The sequence below is a fragment of the Pseudomonas entomophila genome, assembly GCF_029478665.1.
Lineage (GTDB): Bacteria > Pseudomonadota > Gammaproteobacteria > Pseudomonadales > Pseudomonadaceae > Aquipseudomonas > Aquipseudomonas entomophila_F.
Window position 1 is genome coordinate 1 of record NZ_JARPQB010000065.1, and the last position, 17,305, is coordinate 17,305.

General features: G+C 62.9%; 14 protein-coding genes. 5 read left to right on the forward strand and 9 right to left on the reverse strand.

Features of this window, described 5'->3' with window-relative positions; translation table 11 throughout:
- The first annotated feature begins 224 nt into the window (after positions 1-224).
- Positions 225-428: a hypothetical protein gene (locus P5705_RS24100; protein WP_011535430.1), complete on the forward strand. Its 204-nt coding sequence runs from the start codon at positions 225-227 to the stop codon at positions 426-428.
- Between the two features lie 69 nt (positions 429-497).
- Here the strand turns inward: P5705_RS24100 and cmoB are convergent, their stop codons facing one another.
- From cmoB to P5705_RS24115, 3 genes are all read right to left on the reverse strand, one after another.
- Positions 498-1,454: a tRNA 5-methoxyuridine(34)/uridine 5-oxyacetic acid(34) synthase CmoB gene (gene cmoB / locus P5705_RS24105; RefSeq protein ID WP_277463390.1), complete on the reverse strand. Its 957-nt coding sequence runs from the start codon at positions 1,452-1,454 to the stop codon at positions 498-500.
- Positions 1,451-2,194 (reverse strand): carboxy-S-adenosyl-L-methionine synthase CmoA, encoded by a 744-nt coding sequence (cmoA, locus tag P5705_RS24110; protein ID WP_277463391.1) that lies wholly within the window; start codon positions 2,192-2,194, stop codon positions 1,451-1,453. The genes cmoB and cmoA overlap by 4 nt, the downstream gene beginning before the upstream one ends.
- 89 nt (positions 2,195-2,283) lie before the next feature.
- Positions 2,284-2,676 carry a protease inhibitor I42 family protein gene (locus P5705_RS24115; RefSeq protein ID WP_277463392.1) on the reverse strand — a complete coding sequence of 131 codons (393 nt, stop codon included), beginning with the start codon at positions 2,674-2,676 and terminating at the stop codon, positions 2,284-2,286.
- 124 nt (positions 2,677-2,800) lie between these two features.
- Between P5705_RS24115 and P5705_RS24120 the strand changes: the two genes are divergently transcribed.
- From P5705_RS24120 to P5705_RS24130, 3 genes are all read left to right on the forward strand, one after another.
- Positions 2,801-3,961: an alpha-xenorhabdolysin family binary toxin subunit A gene (locus tag P5705_RS24120; RefSeq protein ID WP_277463393.1), complete on the forward strand. Its 1,161-nt coding sequence runs from the start codon at positions 2,801-2,803 to the stop codon at positions 3,959-3,961.
- A gap of 22 nt (positions 3,962-3,983) precedes the next feature.
- The gene (locus P5705_RS24125; RefSeq protein WP_277463395.1) at positions 3,984-4,982 is read left to right on the forward strand and encodes an alpha-xenorhabdolysin family binary toxin subunit B; all 999 of its coding nucleotides are present in this window, start codon (positions 3,984-3,986) and stop codon (positions 4,980-4,982) included.
- A gap of 61 nt (positions 4,983-5,043) precedes the next feature.
- Positions 5,044-5,988, forward strand: a complete 945-nt coding sequence (locus P5705_RS24130; RefSeq protein WP_277463396.1) for a hypothetical protein — start codon at positions 5,044-5,046, stop codon at positions 5,986-5,988.
- 219 nt (positions 5,989-6,207) lie between these two features.
- On the opposite strand, the gene lon is transcribed toward P5705_RS24130, so the two are convergent.
- Positions 6,208-8,631, reverse strand: coding sequence for an endopeptidase La (gene lon, locus P5705_RS24135; protein WP_277463397.1), 2,424 nt, complete (start codon positions 8,629-8,631; stop codon positions 6,208-6,210).
- 99 nt (positions 8,632-8,730) lie between these two features.
- Positions 8,731-9,255 (reverse strand): DUF962 domain-containing protein, encoded by a 525-nt coding sequence (locus P5705_RS24140; RefSeq protein ID WP_277463398.1) that lies wholly within the window; start codon positions 9,253-9,255, stop codon positions 8,731-8,733.
- Positions 9,256-9,345: 90 nt separating this feature from the next.
- Here P5705_RS24140 and P5705_RS24145 point away from each other — a divergent pair, with 90 nt between their 5' ends.
- The gene (locus P5705_RS24145) at positions 9,346-10,032 is read left to right on the forward strand and encodes a Crp/Fnr family transcriptional regulator (protein WP_277463399.1); all 687 of its coding nucleotides are present in this window, start codon (positions 9,346-9,348) and stop codon (positions 10,030-10,032) included.
- Here the strand turns inward: P5705_RS24145 and P5705_RS24150 are convergent.
- From P5705_RS24150 to ttgB, 4 genes are all read right to left on the reverse strand, one after another.
- Positions 9,932-10,915 (reverse strand): LysR family transcriptional regulator, encoded by a 984-nt coding sequence (locus P5705_RS24150; protein ID WP_277463400.1) that lies wholly within the window; start codon positions 10,913-10,915, stop codon positions 9,932-9,934. The genes P5705_RS24145 and P5705_RS24150 overlap by 101 nt on opposite strands.
- 172 nt (positions 10,916-11,087) lie before the next feature.
- Positions 11,088-12,341 (reverse strand): OprD family porin, encoded by a 1,254-nt coding sequence (locus P5705_RS24155; RefSeq protein WP_277463401.1) that lies wholly within the window; start codon positions 12,339-12,341, stop codon positions 11,088-11,090.
- A 368-nt stretch (positions 12,342-12,709) separates the two neighbouring features.
- Positions 12,710-14,155: an AdeC/AdeK/OprM family multidrug efflux complex outer membrane factor gene (locus P5705_RS24160; protein WP_277463402.1), complete on the reverse strand. Its 1,446-nt coding sequence runs from the start codon at positions 14,153-14,155 to the stop codon at positions 12,710-12,712.
- Entirely contained in the window at positions 14,152-17,304 is a 3,153-nt protein-coding gene (gene ttgB, locus P5705_RS24165) for a multidrug efflux RND transporter permease subunit TtgB (protein WP_277463403.1), read from the reverse strand. Before ttgB ends, P5705_RS24160 begins: the two co-directional genes overlap by 4 nt.
- Position 17,305: the final 1 nt, after the last annotated feature.

Sequence of the window (17,305 nt, forward strand, 5' to 3'; positions counted from 1 at the left end):
AGTGTGGGCGAGTCCATACATAGGAGCGGCTTCAGCCGCGATGCGGGCGCTGCGGGTCTGGCACCCGCGTCGCGGGTGATCGCGGCTGAAGCCGCTCCTACAGAGGCCATGTCAGGTATTTTCCATCAGCCGGCCTTTCAACACTGTAATGTCCGCCTCACCTTGGCGTTAGCTGCGCCTCGCTAGGATGGCCCTGTCGATACGGTTATCACGAGGCAAGCACGATGAACCTGACTAAATACCTGCTGCTGGCGACCCTCGCCCTGGGCAGCGCCAGCGTCTACGCCGAGGGTGGCGCGGAGCGCTCCAAGCAGTTCTGGGAAGCCTTCCGCCAGGACCAGCAACGCCTGTATGGCGACAAGCAAGAGGCGGTGGTGGAACGCGAGCGCAAGGCCGAGGAGAAGGCCCGCGAGCTGGCCAAGGATTGAGTACCACACACCTGCGCCGCGTCAGCTCCTCGCCGCAGGTGGATTCGGGCGCCCAGATGGGCGCCTTTTTTATTTGCGCGCCAGCAACGTGGCGCGGCGCGGTGCCGGCAGGCCTTCGACGGTCTTGCCGTGGTCGTTCGGGTCGAGGAAGTCGCCCAGCGACTGGTAGCGCATCCACTCGGTGCTGCGCTGCTCTTCGACCGAGGTGACGCTGACATCGACGCAGCGCACATCGCTGAATCCGGCCCGGCGCAGCCAGCGCTCCAGCGCCGGCACCGAGGGCAGGAACCACACGTTGCGCATCTGCGCATAACGGTCTTCAGGCACCAGCACCTGGTTCTCGTCGCCCTCGATCACCAGGGTCTCCAGCACCAGTTCGCCGCCCTTGACCAGGCAGTCCTTGAGCGCCAGCAAGTGTTCGATGGGCGAGCGACGGTGGTAGAACACGCCCATCGAAAACACCGTGTCGAAGCCTTCGAGGTTGGCCGGCAGCTCTTCCAGGGCGAACGGCAGGTGCCAGGCCGGCAGTTCCGGCAGGTACTGCTGCACCGCCTGGAACTGGCAGAAGAACAGCCAGTTGGGATCGACGCCGATGACCATGTCGGCCCCGGCGCCGAGCATGCGCCACTGGTAGTAGCCGTTGCCGCAACCCACGTCGAGCACGCGTTTGCCCTTGAGGTCGAGGTGCGGGCCGACCCGTGACCATTTCCAGTCCGAGCGCCATTCGGTGTCCACGTGCACGCCGAACAGGTCGAACGGCCCCTTGCGCCAGGGTGACAGCCCCATCAGGGCCTGGCGCATTTGCGCGCGGGTGGCGTCGTCGCAGTCGCAGTCCAGACGCAGGCCGTCGACCAGGTCGACCTGGCTCGGGGTCAGCTGGGGCAGGGCCTCGAGGGCACCGCGCCAACGATCGAGGTCGCCGTGGCCTTTCTCCAGCTTGGCTTCCAGTTGTGCCTGCAGGCCTTGGGACCAGGTGGCGAGGGGCGTGCCCGCCAGGCGGCGGACGAGGGGCGACAGATCGATCATGGCAGGGCTATCAGCGAGGCGAAGTTGAGGCATTGGAACCACGGCACGACCTTGCTGAAGCCGGCGGCGCGCAGGCGTTCCTTGTGGGTTTCCAGGGTGTCGGGTTTCATCACGTTCTCGATGGCGCTGCGCTTCTGGGCGATTTCCAGTTCGCTGTAGCCATTGGCACGCTTGAAGTCCAGGTGCAGTTCGTTGAGCAGTTGCTGTTCCTGGTCGTCGGCGAAACGCAATTTCTCCGAGAGGATCAGCGCACCGCCCGGCAGCAGGGCCTGGCGGATGCGGCCGAGCAGCGCCAGGCGTTGTTCGGGGGCGATGAACTGCAGGGTGAAGTTCATCGCCACCACCGAGGCGGGCTGGAGGGGCAGCGTGAGAATGTCGGCCTCCAGCACCTGTACCGGCAGCAGTTCCTGGAACATCGAGTCCTGGGCGGTGAGGTACTGGCGGCAGCGCTCGACCATGGCCGCGGAATTGTCCACCGCGATTACCCGGCAGCCGTCGCTGCGCACATGGCGGCGCAGCGACTGGCTGACCGCGCCCAGCGAGGCGCCCAGGTCGTACAGCGCGGAGTGTGGCTGGGCGAAGCGCGCGGCCAGCACCCCCAGGTTCTCGACGATGGTCGGGTAACCGGGCACCGAGCGCTTGATCATGTCCGGGAACACCTGCACCACGTCCTCGTTGAAGACGAAGTCGGGCACCTGCTCCAGGGGCTGGGCGAATAGGCGGTCGGGTTGTTTGCTCACGGTGGGTCCAGGCGGCTGGCAATCTACAGGGGCGGCATTCTAGCCAAACCGCGGCGCGCTTGCATGACTCGCTGACCGGCGCCGTCCGCTCAGTTCACCCGGATGGCGCAATCGAAGGTCTGCACCGGACGCACTTCCGGAGCCCAGGGCTGTTGGTAGACCAGGATCAGGTGGCCCTCGCCTGCGGCCTTGGCCTGAAAGCGCCAGGTGGACAGCCCGCCGCTGCCGACGATGCCGGCTTGCTCCGGGGAGCTGTACACCTCGGGGCCGAGGCTGCGCAGGACTTCCGAGGCGGGGTTCTGCACCAGCCAGCGGTAGCCGGTGGTGGGGTTGCTGGGCAGGGTGAGGGTCATGCTCTGGCCGACGACCAGGCGCTTGGGGCATTCACTTTCGCCGTCGAGTGAAACGGGGTGCTGGGCCTGTTGCGTGCAGGCGGTAAGCAGGCTCATGGCCAGTGGAAATAATGCGAGGTGGGATCTCATGGTTTCTCCAGTGAGAGATCGGATGTGCAGATGTAGGAGGAATTACTGCCAGCTGCAAGCCTTTGTTGATGGGTTTTAGCTTTGTATCACCAAGCCATTCCGGTTTGGATACAAGGAGAAGCACATGAGCTTCAACAAAGCGCACTATGAAAAAATCGCGGATGAGGCCACGACCCATCCAGGCACACTGGTGAACGCCATGGCCGAGCGTGATGGCGAGGCTGCAGGCGGCCTGACCCTCACCCGCGAGCACATCATCACGATCAACGAATACGCCAATTTTGCCTTTGCCTTGCCCGCAACTGCGGCACGTGTCGAGCAGTGGCTGGGCTATCGGAAGATCGATGAGCCTGAACTGACCCCATCGTCCATGGGGACTTTATTCACCGACCTGCGCGGGCACGCCGCCACCTGGACGAGGTTGTCCGACACCAGCAAGGCGCTTTCCAGCCAGTTGGCCTCTACCGCGAATTTGATCAACACCACGGGTAATCGCATTGTCAAGGCGTGTGAGAACCTGAGTTTCCTTGAGGAAGAAGAGGCCTGGGAAAATCTTGAATTTGATGACCCGATCATCCTTGGGGACAAGGATAAGCGCGTTGTAAGACGGCTGAGCACTTACATGGCGATCATCAAGGAAGACGTCGCGCAGTATGCCTCGCGTGTGGCTGACGTTAAGAAAAGTAGTGAAGTGTTCCGAAACACCATCACCACGCGTTTGTTGCCAACGGTGGGGAACAAGGACAGGGCCCTGAAACGTAAACAGCAAGATGGGCTGGTCGAGCGGCTTCGCGGAGAAATCAAAGAGTATGACACTGAAATCGCTGCGTTAAAGAAAGAGTACGACAAGTATTTGACCGCCGGCTTGTCGGGGTTGGCGGGTGGACTCATCGGGGCCGCTGTGGGTGGCACGATCTACGGCATTAAAGCCGAGAAGGTCCGTAAAGAGCGCCAGCGCTTGGAGAGGCTGCGAAAGCAAGCCGTTGCCCAATTGAAGGCGCGCGAGAATCTGGAAGGGCGAATCAAGGAACTGGTTCAGTTTGTGGATGATCTTGATGCACGCCTGCGTGACGTGGGGACATCGGCCGCTCATCTGCAATCGGCTTGGGCGAGTGTAGGGGTTTATATCGACACTTCGATCAAGGTGCTGGCAGAGATTACTGATGGCCAGGAACTCTGGATTTTCATTACCCACTTCATGCGTTTTCTCGGGCAGTGGGAAAGTATTGAAACTACCTCGCTGCAACTGAACCGTGTTTTTGATGATGCCCTGTCGGCACGTTGATCAATACTCCAAGGCCATGACCATGAATACGAATATTACCTACCTGACTTCCCCTGCCCAACAACCCGAGCTGGATCCGGTTCTGACCGCTGCCGCTGCGTTCCTGCTGGAGTGGCAGCGCGGTCACCTCAAGCCCCTGCCGACGCTTTTCCGTTCGCTTGAGCGGCATGCCCATCAATTGAATGATGTGCCGAAAGAAATGATGGCTGCGGCCCAAACGTCAGAAGCTTATCTGCGAACTACAAACATGGGGCGAATCATTCAGCGAGCTGAAGTGCGTGGTGTGACGCCCTCTGTCCTATCGCTGGTCCAGTCAACGATCAATACCGTTCGGTCAAACCTGACGATCCAGACTGCCGAGCTCAAGAGTTCGCTCAAGCATGTATCGGCACTGCCTGCGCTCGATGCTTCTCGCGACCAGGCACGTCTGCTTCAGGAACAGACGAGTGTGCAGACCACCCTCGCAGCCCGCAACGCCGAACTTGAGGTCGAGTCAGCGAAGCTGAAGGCGATGCAAGAGGCTTTGGCAGCGCTGGAAGCCATTGATGTCGAGGTCAAGTTCGACGGCATGCTGCCCACCCCTGAACAGCTGGCAGCACTGGCACTGCCGGGAGGGCAGGTGGCAGTGCTGGCCGAGGCCGCGGCAAAGGCGCTGAAAGATCTGGAGAAAGCGATCGGGCAACTGATCGGCAATCTGAATTACGGCCGGCTGCAGGACGAACGCCGACAACAGGCTGGCACGGTGCGGACTTTGAAGCAGGAGATTGCTGACGCTGGCCAAGCCCTGAGGCAATGCCAACTGCAGCTCAAGGCCTTGGAGATCATCCCTTCGCTGCTGGAAATGCGTAGTGGCTGGATGGCGGCGGTGAATGTGCTGATCGTGATCATGGAGGGCTTTAGCAACCGACTGAGCATGGCGAAGCCTCACAGCGTAGAGGGTTTGCGAGATATCGAAACCCTGTTCAATGCACTCCTGGCTTATCAGCAGAGCGTGATCAAGCAGATCAGCGATGCATTTTGATTCTTGAGTAGCCTGACCTTCGTCGGTGATGGCGCAGGTCAGGCTAGTGGAGTGAACGTCTATGACAAGCATAATGCTAACGCCTGAGTGGCAGATCGTCCGGGCGATGGAACAGAGGGTACAAGCCCTCGCTAAAGAAGAGGCCAATGAAGACAACCTTCTCAAGATCGCGGTCACCGAGTTGGATGTTTATGCCAGGACGCTCAATGGATTACCACGTATTCCCGTTCTTTTTAAAGTATGGGCAGGTTATACGGCTGTTTCCGAATGGGTGCTGGAGCCTCGGCACATGGCACCGTTGTTTTCCAAGCTATCGAAGCATGCCATGAAATGGCGGGTGCTGCGAAAGGGCGGAGAGGTGTTGGGTAAAGCGTTGGTTGTTCATACTCAATCAGTCGCGCAGTTAGGTGACCAGGTAGAGAAGCTTGCTTCATCCCTGGAAATGCTTGAAATTCGGGGGGCGGGATGGGAGCCGTTTTTAAACGGCGAAGAGCGAATGTTAAGTGAGGGGGATCTTGCGTGTGTCGCGAAAATGATTGGGCAACTGTTAACCCTGCGTCTTGAAGTTACGGTGTTCGGTGAATTGGTTGCTGGTTATCTGAACGCTATCGGATCATTTCGTGAGACGTATCGGCGTGAGCTGCAAGCAGAGTTGAAACGGGCACGAACGGCGCTTGCCAAGGCCAAGTTTCATGACTATAAAAAAACTTACAAAATAGTCATTCCGCCCAATAAAGTCCAGATTATTACTCGTCCGGGCCTGGAGGCACTCAGGGATGTATTGGGTGCGGATGCTTTTCAAGTCGAAGGGGTACTTGGAAGTACCGAGCGCTTGCACTCGGCCTGGCAAGTAATCGATGAGTATGCCGAGAGCGCCAATCGTAATTTGAAGCGTGTGAGCAGTCAGCGCGAACTGGCACTTTTCATGATTTATTTCGAGCGTTTTCTGGGGCAGTGGCAGCAGGTCGCAAAGCAGTCGAAGCGACTGCGTGATGCTTTCACTTGAGAAGAAGAGAGGGGCGTTAGCCTAATGCCCGTCAGTTAGCGCTTCATCGCACTTATTGGGGCTGCTTTGCAGCCCTTCGCGGGTAAACCCGCTCCTACAAGTACAGCGCTCGATTCAGCGTTTGCGTGATCCTGTAGGAGCGGGTTTACCCGCGAAGGGTCGCGGAGCGACCCCAATTGGCTTAACTGACTGGCATTAGGTGTTAGCCCTTCTCCTCGTTCAGCTGAACAGCACTTTCGCCACGTCGGTGAAGCGTTTGGCAAAGTGCACGGTCAGCCCTTCCTTCAGGTAGTCCGGCAACTCCTCGAAGTCGCCGCGGTTGGCCTCCGGCAGGATCAGTTCGAAGATCTTCTGCCGCCGCGCGGCGATCACCTTCTCGCGCACCCCGCCAATCGGCAGCACCTGGCCGGTCAGGGTCAGCTCGCCGGTCATGGCCACGCCTTTTTTCGGAACCTGGTCACGGGCCAGCGACAGCAGGGCGCTGGCCATGGTGACCCCGGCGCTGGGGCCGTCTTTCGGGGTTGCGCCCTCGGGCACGTGCAGGTGGATGAAGGCTTCATTGAAATAGCCCGGCGTGCCGCCAAACTGCTTCAGGTTCGAACTGACATAGCTGTAGGCGATCTCCGCCGACTCCTTCATCACATCCCCCAGCTGGCCGGTGAGCTTGAGACCACGGTTCAGGGTGTGGATACGCGTGGCTTCGATCGGCAGGGTGGCGCCGCCCATGCTGGTCCAGGCCAGCCCTGTGATCACGCCTTTGCCGGCCAACACCTGTTCGCTGCGGAACACCGGCATGCCCAGGGCAGGCTCCAGCTCCTTGGTGCCGATCTTGAGCTTGGCGCCCGGGTCTTCCAGCAGCTTGACCACCGACTTGCGCACCAGCTTGCCCAGCTGTTTCTCCAACTGGCGCACGCCGGCCTCTCGGGCATAACCCTCGATCACCGTGCGCAGGGCGCTGTCACTGATGCTCAGGCTGTTTTTCGAGACGCCGGCCTTCTCCAGTTGCTTGGGCCACAGGTGGCGCTTGGCGATGGCCAGTTTCTCTTCGGTGATGTAGCCGGACAGGCGGATCACTTCCATGCGATCGAGCAGGGGGCCAGGGATCGAGTCGAGGGTGTTGGCAGTACAGACGAACAGCACCTTGGACAGGTCCAGGCGCAGGTCCAGGTAGTGGTCGAGGAAGTCGACGTTCTGCTCCGGGTCCAGGGTCTCCAGCAGCGCCGAGGCCGGATCGCCCTGGTAGCTCTGGCCCATCTTGTCGATTTCGTCGAGCATGATCACCGGGTTCATCACCTCGACCTCTTTCAGCGCCTGTACCAGCTTGCCCGGTTGAGCGCCGATGTAGGTGCGGCGGTGGCCCTTGATCTCCGCCTCGTCGCGCATGCCACCGACACTGAAGCGATAGAACGGCCGACCCAGGGATTCGGCGATGGATTTACCGATGCTGGTCTTGCCCACCCCGGGCGGGCCGACCAGCAGCACGATGGAACCGCTGATCTCGCCTTTCCAGGCACCGACGGCGAGGAACTCGAGGATGCGCTCCTTGATGTCGTCGAGGCCGGCGTGGTGCTGGTCGAGCACCTTGCGGGCGTGCTTGAGGTCGAGCTTGTCCTTGCCCTGGATGCCCCAGGGCAGAGCGGTGGCCCATTCCAGGTAGTTGCGGGTAACGGCATATTCCGGCGAGCCGGTCTCGAGGATGGCCAGTTTGCCCATCTCTTCGTCGATGCGCTTTTGCGCCTGCTCGGGCAAGGTCTTGCCCTCGAGGCGTTGCTGGAACTGCTCGAGGTCGGCGCTGCGGTCATCCTTGGTCAGGCCCAGCTCCTGCTGGATGACCTTGAGTTGTTCTTTCAGGAAGAACTCGCGCTGGTGCTCGCCGATCTGTCGGTTCACTTCAGCGGAAATCTCGTTCTGCAGCCGGGCGACCTCGACCTCCTTGCGCAGCATCGGCAGGACCTTTTCCATGCGCTTGAGCATGGGGACGCAGTCGAGCACTTCCTGCAACTGGTTGCCGGTGGCGGAGGTCAGCGCGGCGGCGAAGTCGGTCAGCGGCGAGGGGTCGTTGGGGCTGAAGCGGTTGAGGTAGTTCTTCAGCTCCTCGCTGTACAGCGGGTTGAGCGGCAGCAGTTCCTTGATCGCGTTGATCAGCGCCATGCCGTAGGCCTTCACCTCGTCGGTGGGCTCGGCCGGCTGGCGCGGGTATTCGACCTCGACCAGGTACGGCGGGCGATGGTGCTTGAGCCAGGTGCGGATGCGCACGCGGGTCAGGCCCTGGGCGACGAACTGCAGCTTGCCGCCTTCGCGGCTGGCGTGGTGCACCTTCACCAGGGTGCCGTACTCAGGGAGCGCCTTGGTGTCGAAGTGGCGGTGGTCTTCGGGCGGGGTGTCCATGAAGAACAGCGCCAACGAGCGGTGCGGGGTGTTGGCCACCAGGTCGAGGGTTTCGGCCCAGGGCTCTTCGTTGACGATCACCGGCAGCACTTGCGCGGGGAAGAACGGGCGGTTGTGGATCGGGATCACGTAGACCTTGTCCGGCAACTGCTGGCCGGGCAGGGCGAGGTGGTGGCCGGTGCTGGCCGCTGGATCGAGGTGTTCGACTTCGCTGTGTTCGTCGGGGCGTTCCGGGAAATCCTGCTGGTCGCTCATGGGGCACCTGCGTGAATGGCTATGGTGCTTAGATGGGGCGGTGGTTGGCAGGTTTCAATGGTCGACGAAAGGGAGGGCCGCGCAGCGGCCCCACAGGTGTCAGATCGTTGCTTTCTTCTGGCGCACCGCCACCGGTCCGGCATTGGCTTCCACGGCGCGTTTCAAGTCGCCGCACAAACCGACCATGAAGGCCAGCTCCGCCACCACGAACAGCGGTCCGATGATCAACCCGCTGAGGTCGTCGACGAACGCAGGCTTGCGCCCTTCATACCAGTGCCCGACGAACTGGATGAGCCAGCCCACCACGAACGCGCCCAGGCCGGCGCTCAGCCACAGCCCGGTGGCCTGCACCGCCAGTGTCTGCCCGGCCCACAGGCACAGGCCCAGCAACAGGCCCATCACCAGGCCGAAGCGCGTGTCCAGGCGCAGGTAGAACCACACCGACCAGGTTGCCAGCAGCAGTGCCGGCGACAACCAGAGGCCGCCCACGTCCCAGCCGGGCCGCGACAGCAGGATGCTCACGGCCAGCACGATCAGCGGGATGCCGACAAAATGCGTGGCGATATTGCGTGGATCGCGGTGATAGGCCGCGTATTGACTCAGGTGTTCGACGAGGTTTTTCATTGTTGTTCCTCCGTTCGGGGTAACGCCAGCTTGCCCCGTTCATCCATCGTCGTCTGTCGCCTGGCCGACAGAGTCCGCTTGCGAGGTGCCATGCACGATTTACGTAACCAGTTGTTGCACGGCCAGTGGTTCCGGCAGTTGCCCGCACCTGTTCAGGATAGCCTGCTGGCCTTGGCCCGGTTTCGCGAGCTGGCGCCCGGGCAGTGCCTGTTCCAGCGTGGCGACGCGCCCTGCGGCCTGTATGCGGTGCTTGACGGGGCGATGCGCGTGGGGGCGGTCAGCAGCGAGGGCAAGGAGGCGTTGCTGACCTTGGTCGAGACGCCCAACTGGTTTGGCGAGATCAGCCTGTTCGATGGCCAGCCGCGCACCCACGACGCCTTCGCCGAAGGCGCGACACGGCTGCTGTGGATACCCCAGGCACCCCTGTTGCAATGGCTCGACCGCGAGCCCCGGCACTGGCGCGAGCTGGCCCTGCTGATGAGCCACAAGTTGCGCTGGGTGTTCGTTGCCCTGGAGCAGCAGAGCTTGCTGGCGGCAGCACCGCGCCTGGCTCACCGGCTGCTGCAGATCGCCGAGGGCTATGGCGAGCGGGATGTGCCGCAGTGGCGCCTGCAACTCTCCCAGGAGCAGTTGGCACTGATGCTTTCGCTGTCGCGCCAGACCATCAACCAGATCCTCAGGAACCTCGAGCAGGCTGGCGTGGTGCGCCTGGGCTACGGCGAGGTGGAGATTGTCGATGCGCCGCGCCTGCGAGCGATGGCACAGCATCCAGGCTGACCAGCGTATCGATCATCGCCCGGGCGGCGGGTGACAGGCGATAGCCACTGCGGCTGATCACCCCGCAGCGCACGCTCAGCACTTCCAGCCCTGGGGGCAGGTTGCGCCAGTGCAGGCGGACCAGTCGGCCGGCGGCCAGGTCGTCGCTGACGGCCTCCTCGCTGGCGGTGCCGATCGCATCGCTGGCCAGCACCACGCTGCGTAGCACCGCCAGGTGTTCGGTCTGCAGGTGCGGGGTGAAGTCGCTGCGCCCGCTGAGGTTGGCCAGGCGCTTGCGCACGCCGGGGGCGAGCAGGGCGCTGGCCAGCGGGTAGGCGAACAGGTCGTTGGTCGACAGGCTGTCCTTGGCCAGCAACGGGTGGCCGGGCCGACAGAAGAACAGGCCGGGGCGTGGTTTCAGCGGTTCGGTGTGGAAGTTGGGGTCGGTTTCGAACGGGCGAATGTCATCGACGAAGAATTCGATCTGCTCGCGGCGCAGGGCCTGGCCCAGGCGTTCGGCGTTGTCGACCTGCAGCGCGGTGCGGATGCCTGGGTGGTGTTCGATGAAGTGCTGCAATGCTTGTGGCACCAAGTGCACGGCCAGCGCGGGGCCGCTGCCAAAATGCAGCTCGCCGGCATCGAGCTTGGTCATTTGCAGGACTTCGTTGTTCAACTGGGCCGCGCCCTGCACCAGGCGCCGGGCGTGTTGCAGCACCACCTGGCCTTCGGGGGTGGGCGGCAGGGCCTTGTTGCCGCGATCGACCAGGCTGCAGCCGAGGGCTTGCTCGAGGTTCTGGATGGCGCGGCTGAAGGCCGGTTGAGTGATGCCCATGGCCTCGGCGGCGCGGACGAAACTGCGGTATTCGGTGAGGGCGATGAAGTAGCGCAGTTGGCGGAGGTCCATGCTCGGGCTCAGGTAGCGGGTGATCAGTCCTCGTTTTTAGTGGTTGTCACATATAGCGTCAATAATGGATTTGTTTTGTTTTTAGTAGATTTTGTTATGTGCATAGAGCATTCGCCGGCAAGCCGGCTCCTACCTGGGGGCGGCGTAGGAGCCGGCTTGCCGGCGAACCGTTTCACAACAGATTCAACGGGTAGCTCACGATCACCCGGTTCTCATCGAACGCATTGCTGCTGAAATCCCGGCGCATGGTCGAGTTGCGCCACTTCACCGACAGGTCCTTGAACGTCCCGGACTGCACCACATAGGCCAGCTCCGTTTCCCGCGCCCACTCCTTGCCGTCGTCCACCGCGCTGGTGTGCACGTTGTCGCCCTTGATATAGCGATTCATCAAGGTCAGCCCGGGAATCCCGACGGTGACGAAGTTGAAGTCATGGCGCAGTTGCCAGGAGCGTTCCTGGGCATTGTCGAAACTGGCGTTGTAGCTGTCGTTGGCGAGGGTGCCGCCGCTGGTGCCGTTGACCCGCATCCAGGCATCATCGCCGCTGACCTTCTGCAGGCCGACATAGAAGGTGTGCCCCTTGTAGCGCGCCGAGAGCATGGCCGAGGCTGTGCGGTTGTCCAGGTCACCTGCGCGGGCGCTGCCGTCTTCCTTGCCGAGGAAGTAGCCGAGGTTGGCGCCCAGGGTCCAGTCGCCCAGGGGCTGGCTGTGCACCAGGTTGAGGTACTGCTGGCGGTAGATATCCTTGAGCTGGGCGTTCCACAGGCCGAGCATCGTGCGCTTGTCGTTGAAGGTGTACTCGCCACCGGCAAAGTTGAAGCGGTCGGAGGTGATGCCGGCGCGGCCCTGCATGAACAGGTCTTCCATGCTCGCGTCGTTGCGCGGGCTGTTGCCGCGGAACTGGCCGGCGTAGAGGGTCAGGCCGTCGAGCTCCTTCGAGGTGAGCTGGCCGCCGCGGAAGGTCTGTGGCAACGAGCGGCCATCGTCGGAGCGCAGGATCGGCAGCACCGGCATCCACTCGCCGACCTTCAGTTCGGTTTGTGACAGGCGTGTCTTGAGCGCCACGCCCAGCCGGCCGAAATCATCCGCCGGTCGACCGTCGTCATGCACGGGCAGCAGATGGGTGCCGGCCGTGCCCTTGCCGCCATCGAGCTTGAGCGAATACAGCCCGAGTACGTCCACGCCGAAGCCGACGGTGCCCTGGGTGAAGCCGGAGCGGGCGTCGAGGATGAAGCTCTGGGTCCACTCCTCAGCCTTGCCCTGGGGGTTGGCGGGGTCGACGAAGTTGCGGTTGATGTAGAAGTTGCGCAGGTTGAGGCTGGCCTTGGCGTCTTCCACGAAGCCGCCTTCGGCGGCCAGGGTGGGGACGGCGCAGGACAGGGCCAACAGGCCGGGCAATAGCTGGCGTGCGGGGTGCAAAGTGCTCATCGCTTGGGTCTCTTGTTTTTATTGGGCGAGCCTGTGCGCTGCGGGTGCGGCCGCAGGGCCTGGCTTCTTTTGTGAGAGCTTGTGCAACGTTGCGTGGGCGATGGTGCGGGGCAGGGCGGGGGCGAGGCAATTCGTCGTAAGCGGAATGGGGCGATTATCGAACGATATGTCCGATCGTGTTGAGGATGTAGGAGCGGCCTTGTGCCGCGAAAGGGCTGCGCAGCAGCCCCGGCAATGCTGCAGGAATGCTGATATCTGGGGCCGCTTCGCGCCCCTTTCGCGGCACAAGGCCGCTCCTACAGGGACGGTGTACGGCATCCAACAAAAAGCCCACCGCGAGGGTGGGCTTGATGCTGTTACTGAACCAATCAGCCTTTCGGCGTTTGGATCGAGGCCTGTTGCTGGGTCTGTTCGTACCAGCCGCCACCGAGGGCCTTGTACAGGTTGACCTCGCTGACCAGCTGCGACAGGCGGTCGCTGATCAGCGCCTGCTGGGCACTGAACAGGTTGCGCTGGGCGTCGAGGAAGGTCAGGTTGCTGTCGATACCGATGCGGTAGCGGCGCTCGGCCAGGCGGTAGTAATCCTGGTTCGCCGCCACCAGGTCGCGTTGCGCCTGCAGCTGCTCTTCGAACGTCTTGCGTGCGGCCAGGCCATCGGCGACTTCCTGGAAGGCGGTCTGGATGGTCTTTTCGTACTTGGCGACGTTGATGTCCTTCTGGATCTTCGAGTAATCCAGGCTCGCCTTCAGGCTGCCGGCGTTGAAGATCGGCAGGTTGATCTGCGGCTGGAACAGCCAGGTGCCCGAGCCCCCCTTGAACAGCCCGCCCATGTCCGGGCTCAGGGTACCGGCGTTGGCGGTCAGGCTGATGCTCGGGAAGAACGCCGCGCGGGCGGCGCCGATGTTGGCGTTGGCGGCCTTGAGCAGGTGCTCGGCCTCCTGGATGTCCGGGCGGCGCTGGAGGATGTCGGACGGCAGGCCGGCCGGCACTTCAGCCAGCTGGTCGGCGTTGAGCTCCAGCGGCTTGGGCAGGTTGGCCGGCACGCCGGTACCTACCAGCACGGTCAGGCTGTTCAAGTCCTGGGCGACCAGGCGCTGGTACTGCGACAGCTTGACCCGCGCGCCTTCGACGGCGGTGCGCGCCTGGCTCAGGTCCAGGGCCGAGGCCACGCCCACCTCATTGCTGCGGCGGGTCAGGTTGTAGCTCTCTTCGTACGTCTTGAGCGTTTCTTCGGTCAGCTTGAGCAGCGCCTGGTCGGCCTGCCAGGTGTAGTAGGCGTTGGCCACGCTGGCTACCAGGCTGATCTGCGTGGAGCGACGCGCCTGCTCGCTGGAGAGGTAGGTCTCCAGGGCCTGCTCCGTCAGGCTGCGCACGCGGCCGAACAGGTCCAGCTCGTAGGCGCTGACACCCAGGGTGGCCGAGTACTGGCTGGTGATGTTCGCTTCGCCGGTCTGCGACATGTTCGCCGGCACCCGCTGGCGGCTGCCGCTGCCATTGGCGGTGACGGCCGGGAACAGGTCGGCGCGCTGGATGCGGTACTGCGCACGGTAGGCGTCGATGTTCAGCGCCGCCACGCGCAGGTCGCGGTTGTTTTCCAGCGAAGTCTGCACCAGCTGTTGCAGCGCCTGGTCGTGGAAGAACTGGCGCCAGCCCTGCTCGGCGGCGGCGACGTTGGCCGACTCGGTCGGCGAGTACGCAGGGCCTTGCGGCCACTGCGCGGCCACCGGCGCCTCAGGCGCCTGGTAGTCGGGGATCAGCGAGCAGCCGCCGAGAATGAAGGCGGTTACCGCCAGGGACAACAAAGACTTGGTCATTGCCCAGCCTCATAACGTGGAGTTTCAGGGGTGGCGTCCTGTTTCGGTTCTTTGCTGCCGAACAGCGACGACACAGCGACGAAGAATAGCGGTACCCAGAAGATTGCAAGCACGGTCGCACTGATCATGCCGCCGATCACGCCGGTGCCGATGGCGTGCTGGCTGCCCGCGCCGGCGCCGCTGGCGATGGTCAACGGTACCACGCCGAGGATGAACGCCAGCGAAGTCATGATGATGGGGCGCAGACGCATGCGGCACGCCTCGATCGCCGCGTCGTACAGGCTACGGCCTTGCTCGTGCAGCTCCTTGGCGAACTCGACGATCAGGATGGCGTTCTTCGCCGCCAGGCCGATCGTGGTCAGCAGGCCGACCAGGAAGTACACGTCGTTGGACAAACCGCGCAGGCTGGTGGCGAGCAGGGCACCGATGATACCCAGTGGTACTACCAGCACCACCGCGATCGGGATCGACCAGCTCTCGTACAGGGCTGCCAGGCACAGGAACACGAACAGGACCGAGAGGGCGAACAGTGCCGGCATCTGCGAGCCGGAGAGTTTTTCCTCGTAGGACATGCCGGTCCAGGAGTAGCCGATGCCGGTTGGCAGTTCGCCAACGATGCGCTCGACTTCGGCCATGGCTTCACCGGTGCTGTAGCCCGGTGCCGGGGCACCGAGGATCTCGACCGCTTCCACACCGTTGTAGCGCGACAGCTTCGGCGAGCCGTAGCTCCATTCACCCTTGGCGAAGGAGGAGAACGGCACCATCTCGCCCTTGCCGTTGCGCACGTACCACTTCTGCAGGTCTTCCGGGCTCATCCGCGAGTTCGGTTCGCCCTGGATATAGACCTTCTTGACCCGACCGCGGTCGATGAAGTCGTTGACGTAGCTACCGCCCAGGGCGATCGACAGGGTGTTGTTGATGTCGGCGATGGTCACGCCCAGGGCGCTGGCGCGTTCGTCGTCGATGGTCAGCTGGTACTGCGGTTCGTCGTTCAGGCCGTTGGGGCGCACCGCGCTGAGGATCTTGCTCTGCGAGGCCTTGGCCAGGAACTGGTTGCGCGCTTCCATCAGCTTCGCGTGGCCGACGCCGGCGCGGTCCTGGAGGAACACGTCGAAGCCGGTGGCGTTACCCAGTTCGAGTACCGCCGGCGGGGCGAAGGCGAACACCATCGCGTCGCGGAAGCTGAAGAAGTGCATCTGCGCGCGCTGGGCGAGGGCGAACACGCTGTTCTCCTTCGAGCGCTCGTCCCACGGCTTGAGCATGATGAACGCCATGCCCGAGCTCTGGCCACGGCCGGCGAAGTTGAAACCGTTGACGGTGAACACCGACGCCACGGTGTCGGCTTCCTTGTCGAGCAGGTACTCGCGCATCTGGTCGACCACCACCTGGGTGCGTTCGGCGCTGGAACCGGCCGGGGTCTGCACCTGGGCGAACAGCACGCCCTGGTCTTCTTCCGGCAGGAATGCGGTGGGGATGCGCGCGAACAGCCAGATCATGCCGACCACGATCAGGGCATAGGCCAGCAGGAACGGGATCTTGTTGCGCAAGATCGTGCCGACGCTGCGCTCGTAGCCGACAACACTGCGGTCGAAGTTGCGGTTGAACCAACCGAAGAAGCCACGCTTGGCCACATGGTGCTCGCCCTTCTTCAGCGGCTTGAGCATGGTGGCGCACAGGGCCGGGGTGAAGATCAGCGCCACCAGCACCGACAGGCCCATGGCCGAGACGATGGTGATGGAGAACTGGCGATAGATCACACCGGTGGAACCGCCGAAGAAGGCCATCGGCAGCAGTACCGCCGACAGCACCAGGGCGATACCGACCAGCGCGCCCTGGATCTGCTCCATGGAACGCTTGGTGGCCTCCTTCGGTGGCAACCCTTCCTCGGACATCACCCGCTCGACGTTCTCCACCACGACGATGGCGTCGTCCACCAGCAAGCCGATGGCCAGAACCATGGCGAACATGGTCAGGGTGTTGATGCTGAAGCCCGCGGCGGCAAGGATGCCGAAGGTACCCAGCAACACCACCGGCACGGTCATGGTGGTGATGATGGTGGCGCGGAAGTTCTGCAGGAACAGGTACATCACCAGGAACACCAGGACCACGGCTTCGATCAGGGTGTGGATCACGCCACTGATCGATTCGGTGACCACTGGGGTGGTGTCATACGGGAACACGGCCTTCACGCCCGGCGGGAAGAACGGCTCCAGGTCGCTGATGGTCTTGCGCAGCGCCTTGGCGGTGTCCAGGGCGTTGGCGCCGGTGGCCAGCTTGACCGCCAGGCCCGAGGCCGGCATGCCATTGTACTGGGCGCTGATGGCGTAGTTCTCGCCGCCCAGACCGACCGTGGCGACATCGCCCAGGCGTACCTGGGAACCGTCGTTGTTGACCTTGAGCAGGATCTTCTCGAACTGCTCGGCGGTCTGCAGGCGGGTCTTGCCGATGATGGTGGCGTTGAGCTGGGTGCCCGGCAGTGCCGGCAGGCCGCCGAGCTGGCCGGACGATACCTGGACGTTCTGCGCGGCCACGGCGGTGCGCACGTCGACCGGGGTCAGCTGGAACTTGTTCAGCTTGGCCGGATCCAGCCAGATACGCATTGCGTACTGGGCACCGAACACCTGGAAGTCACCCACGCCCGCAGTTCGCGAGATCGGGTCCTGCATGTTGGAGACGATGTAGTTGGCCAGGTCGTCCTTGCTCATGCTGCCATCTTCGGACACCAGGCCGATCACCAGCAGGAAGTTCTTCACGGCCTTGGTGACGCGGATACCCTGCTGCTGCACTTCTTGCGGCAGCAGCGGGGTGGCCAGGTTCAGCTTGTTCTGCACCTGGACCTGCGCGGTGTCGGAGTTGGTGCCCTGCTCGAAGGTGGCGGTGATGGTCATGCTGCCGTCGGAGTTACTTTCCGACGACACATAACGCAGGTTGTCGATACCGTTGAGCTGTTGCTCGATCACCTGCACCACGGTGTCCTGCACCGTCTGCGCCGAGGCGCCAGGGTACGTGACGGAGATGGCGATGGCCGGCGGGGCGATGCTCGGGTACTGGTTGATCGGCAGCTTCAGGATCGACAAGGCGCCGACCAGCATGATCACCAGGGCGATCACCCAGGCAAAGATCGGGCGATCGATAAAGAACTTCGACATG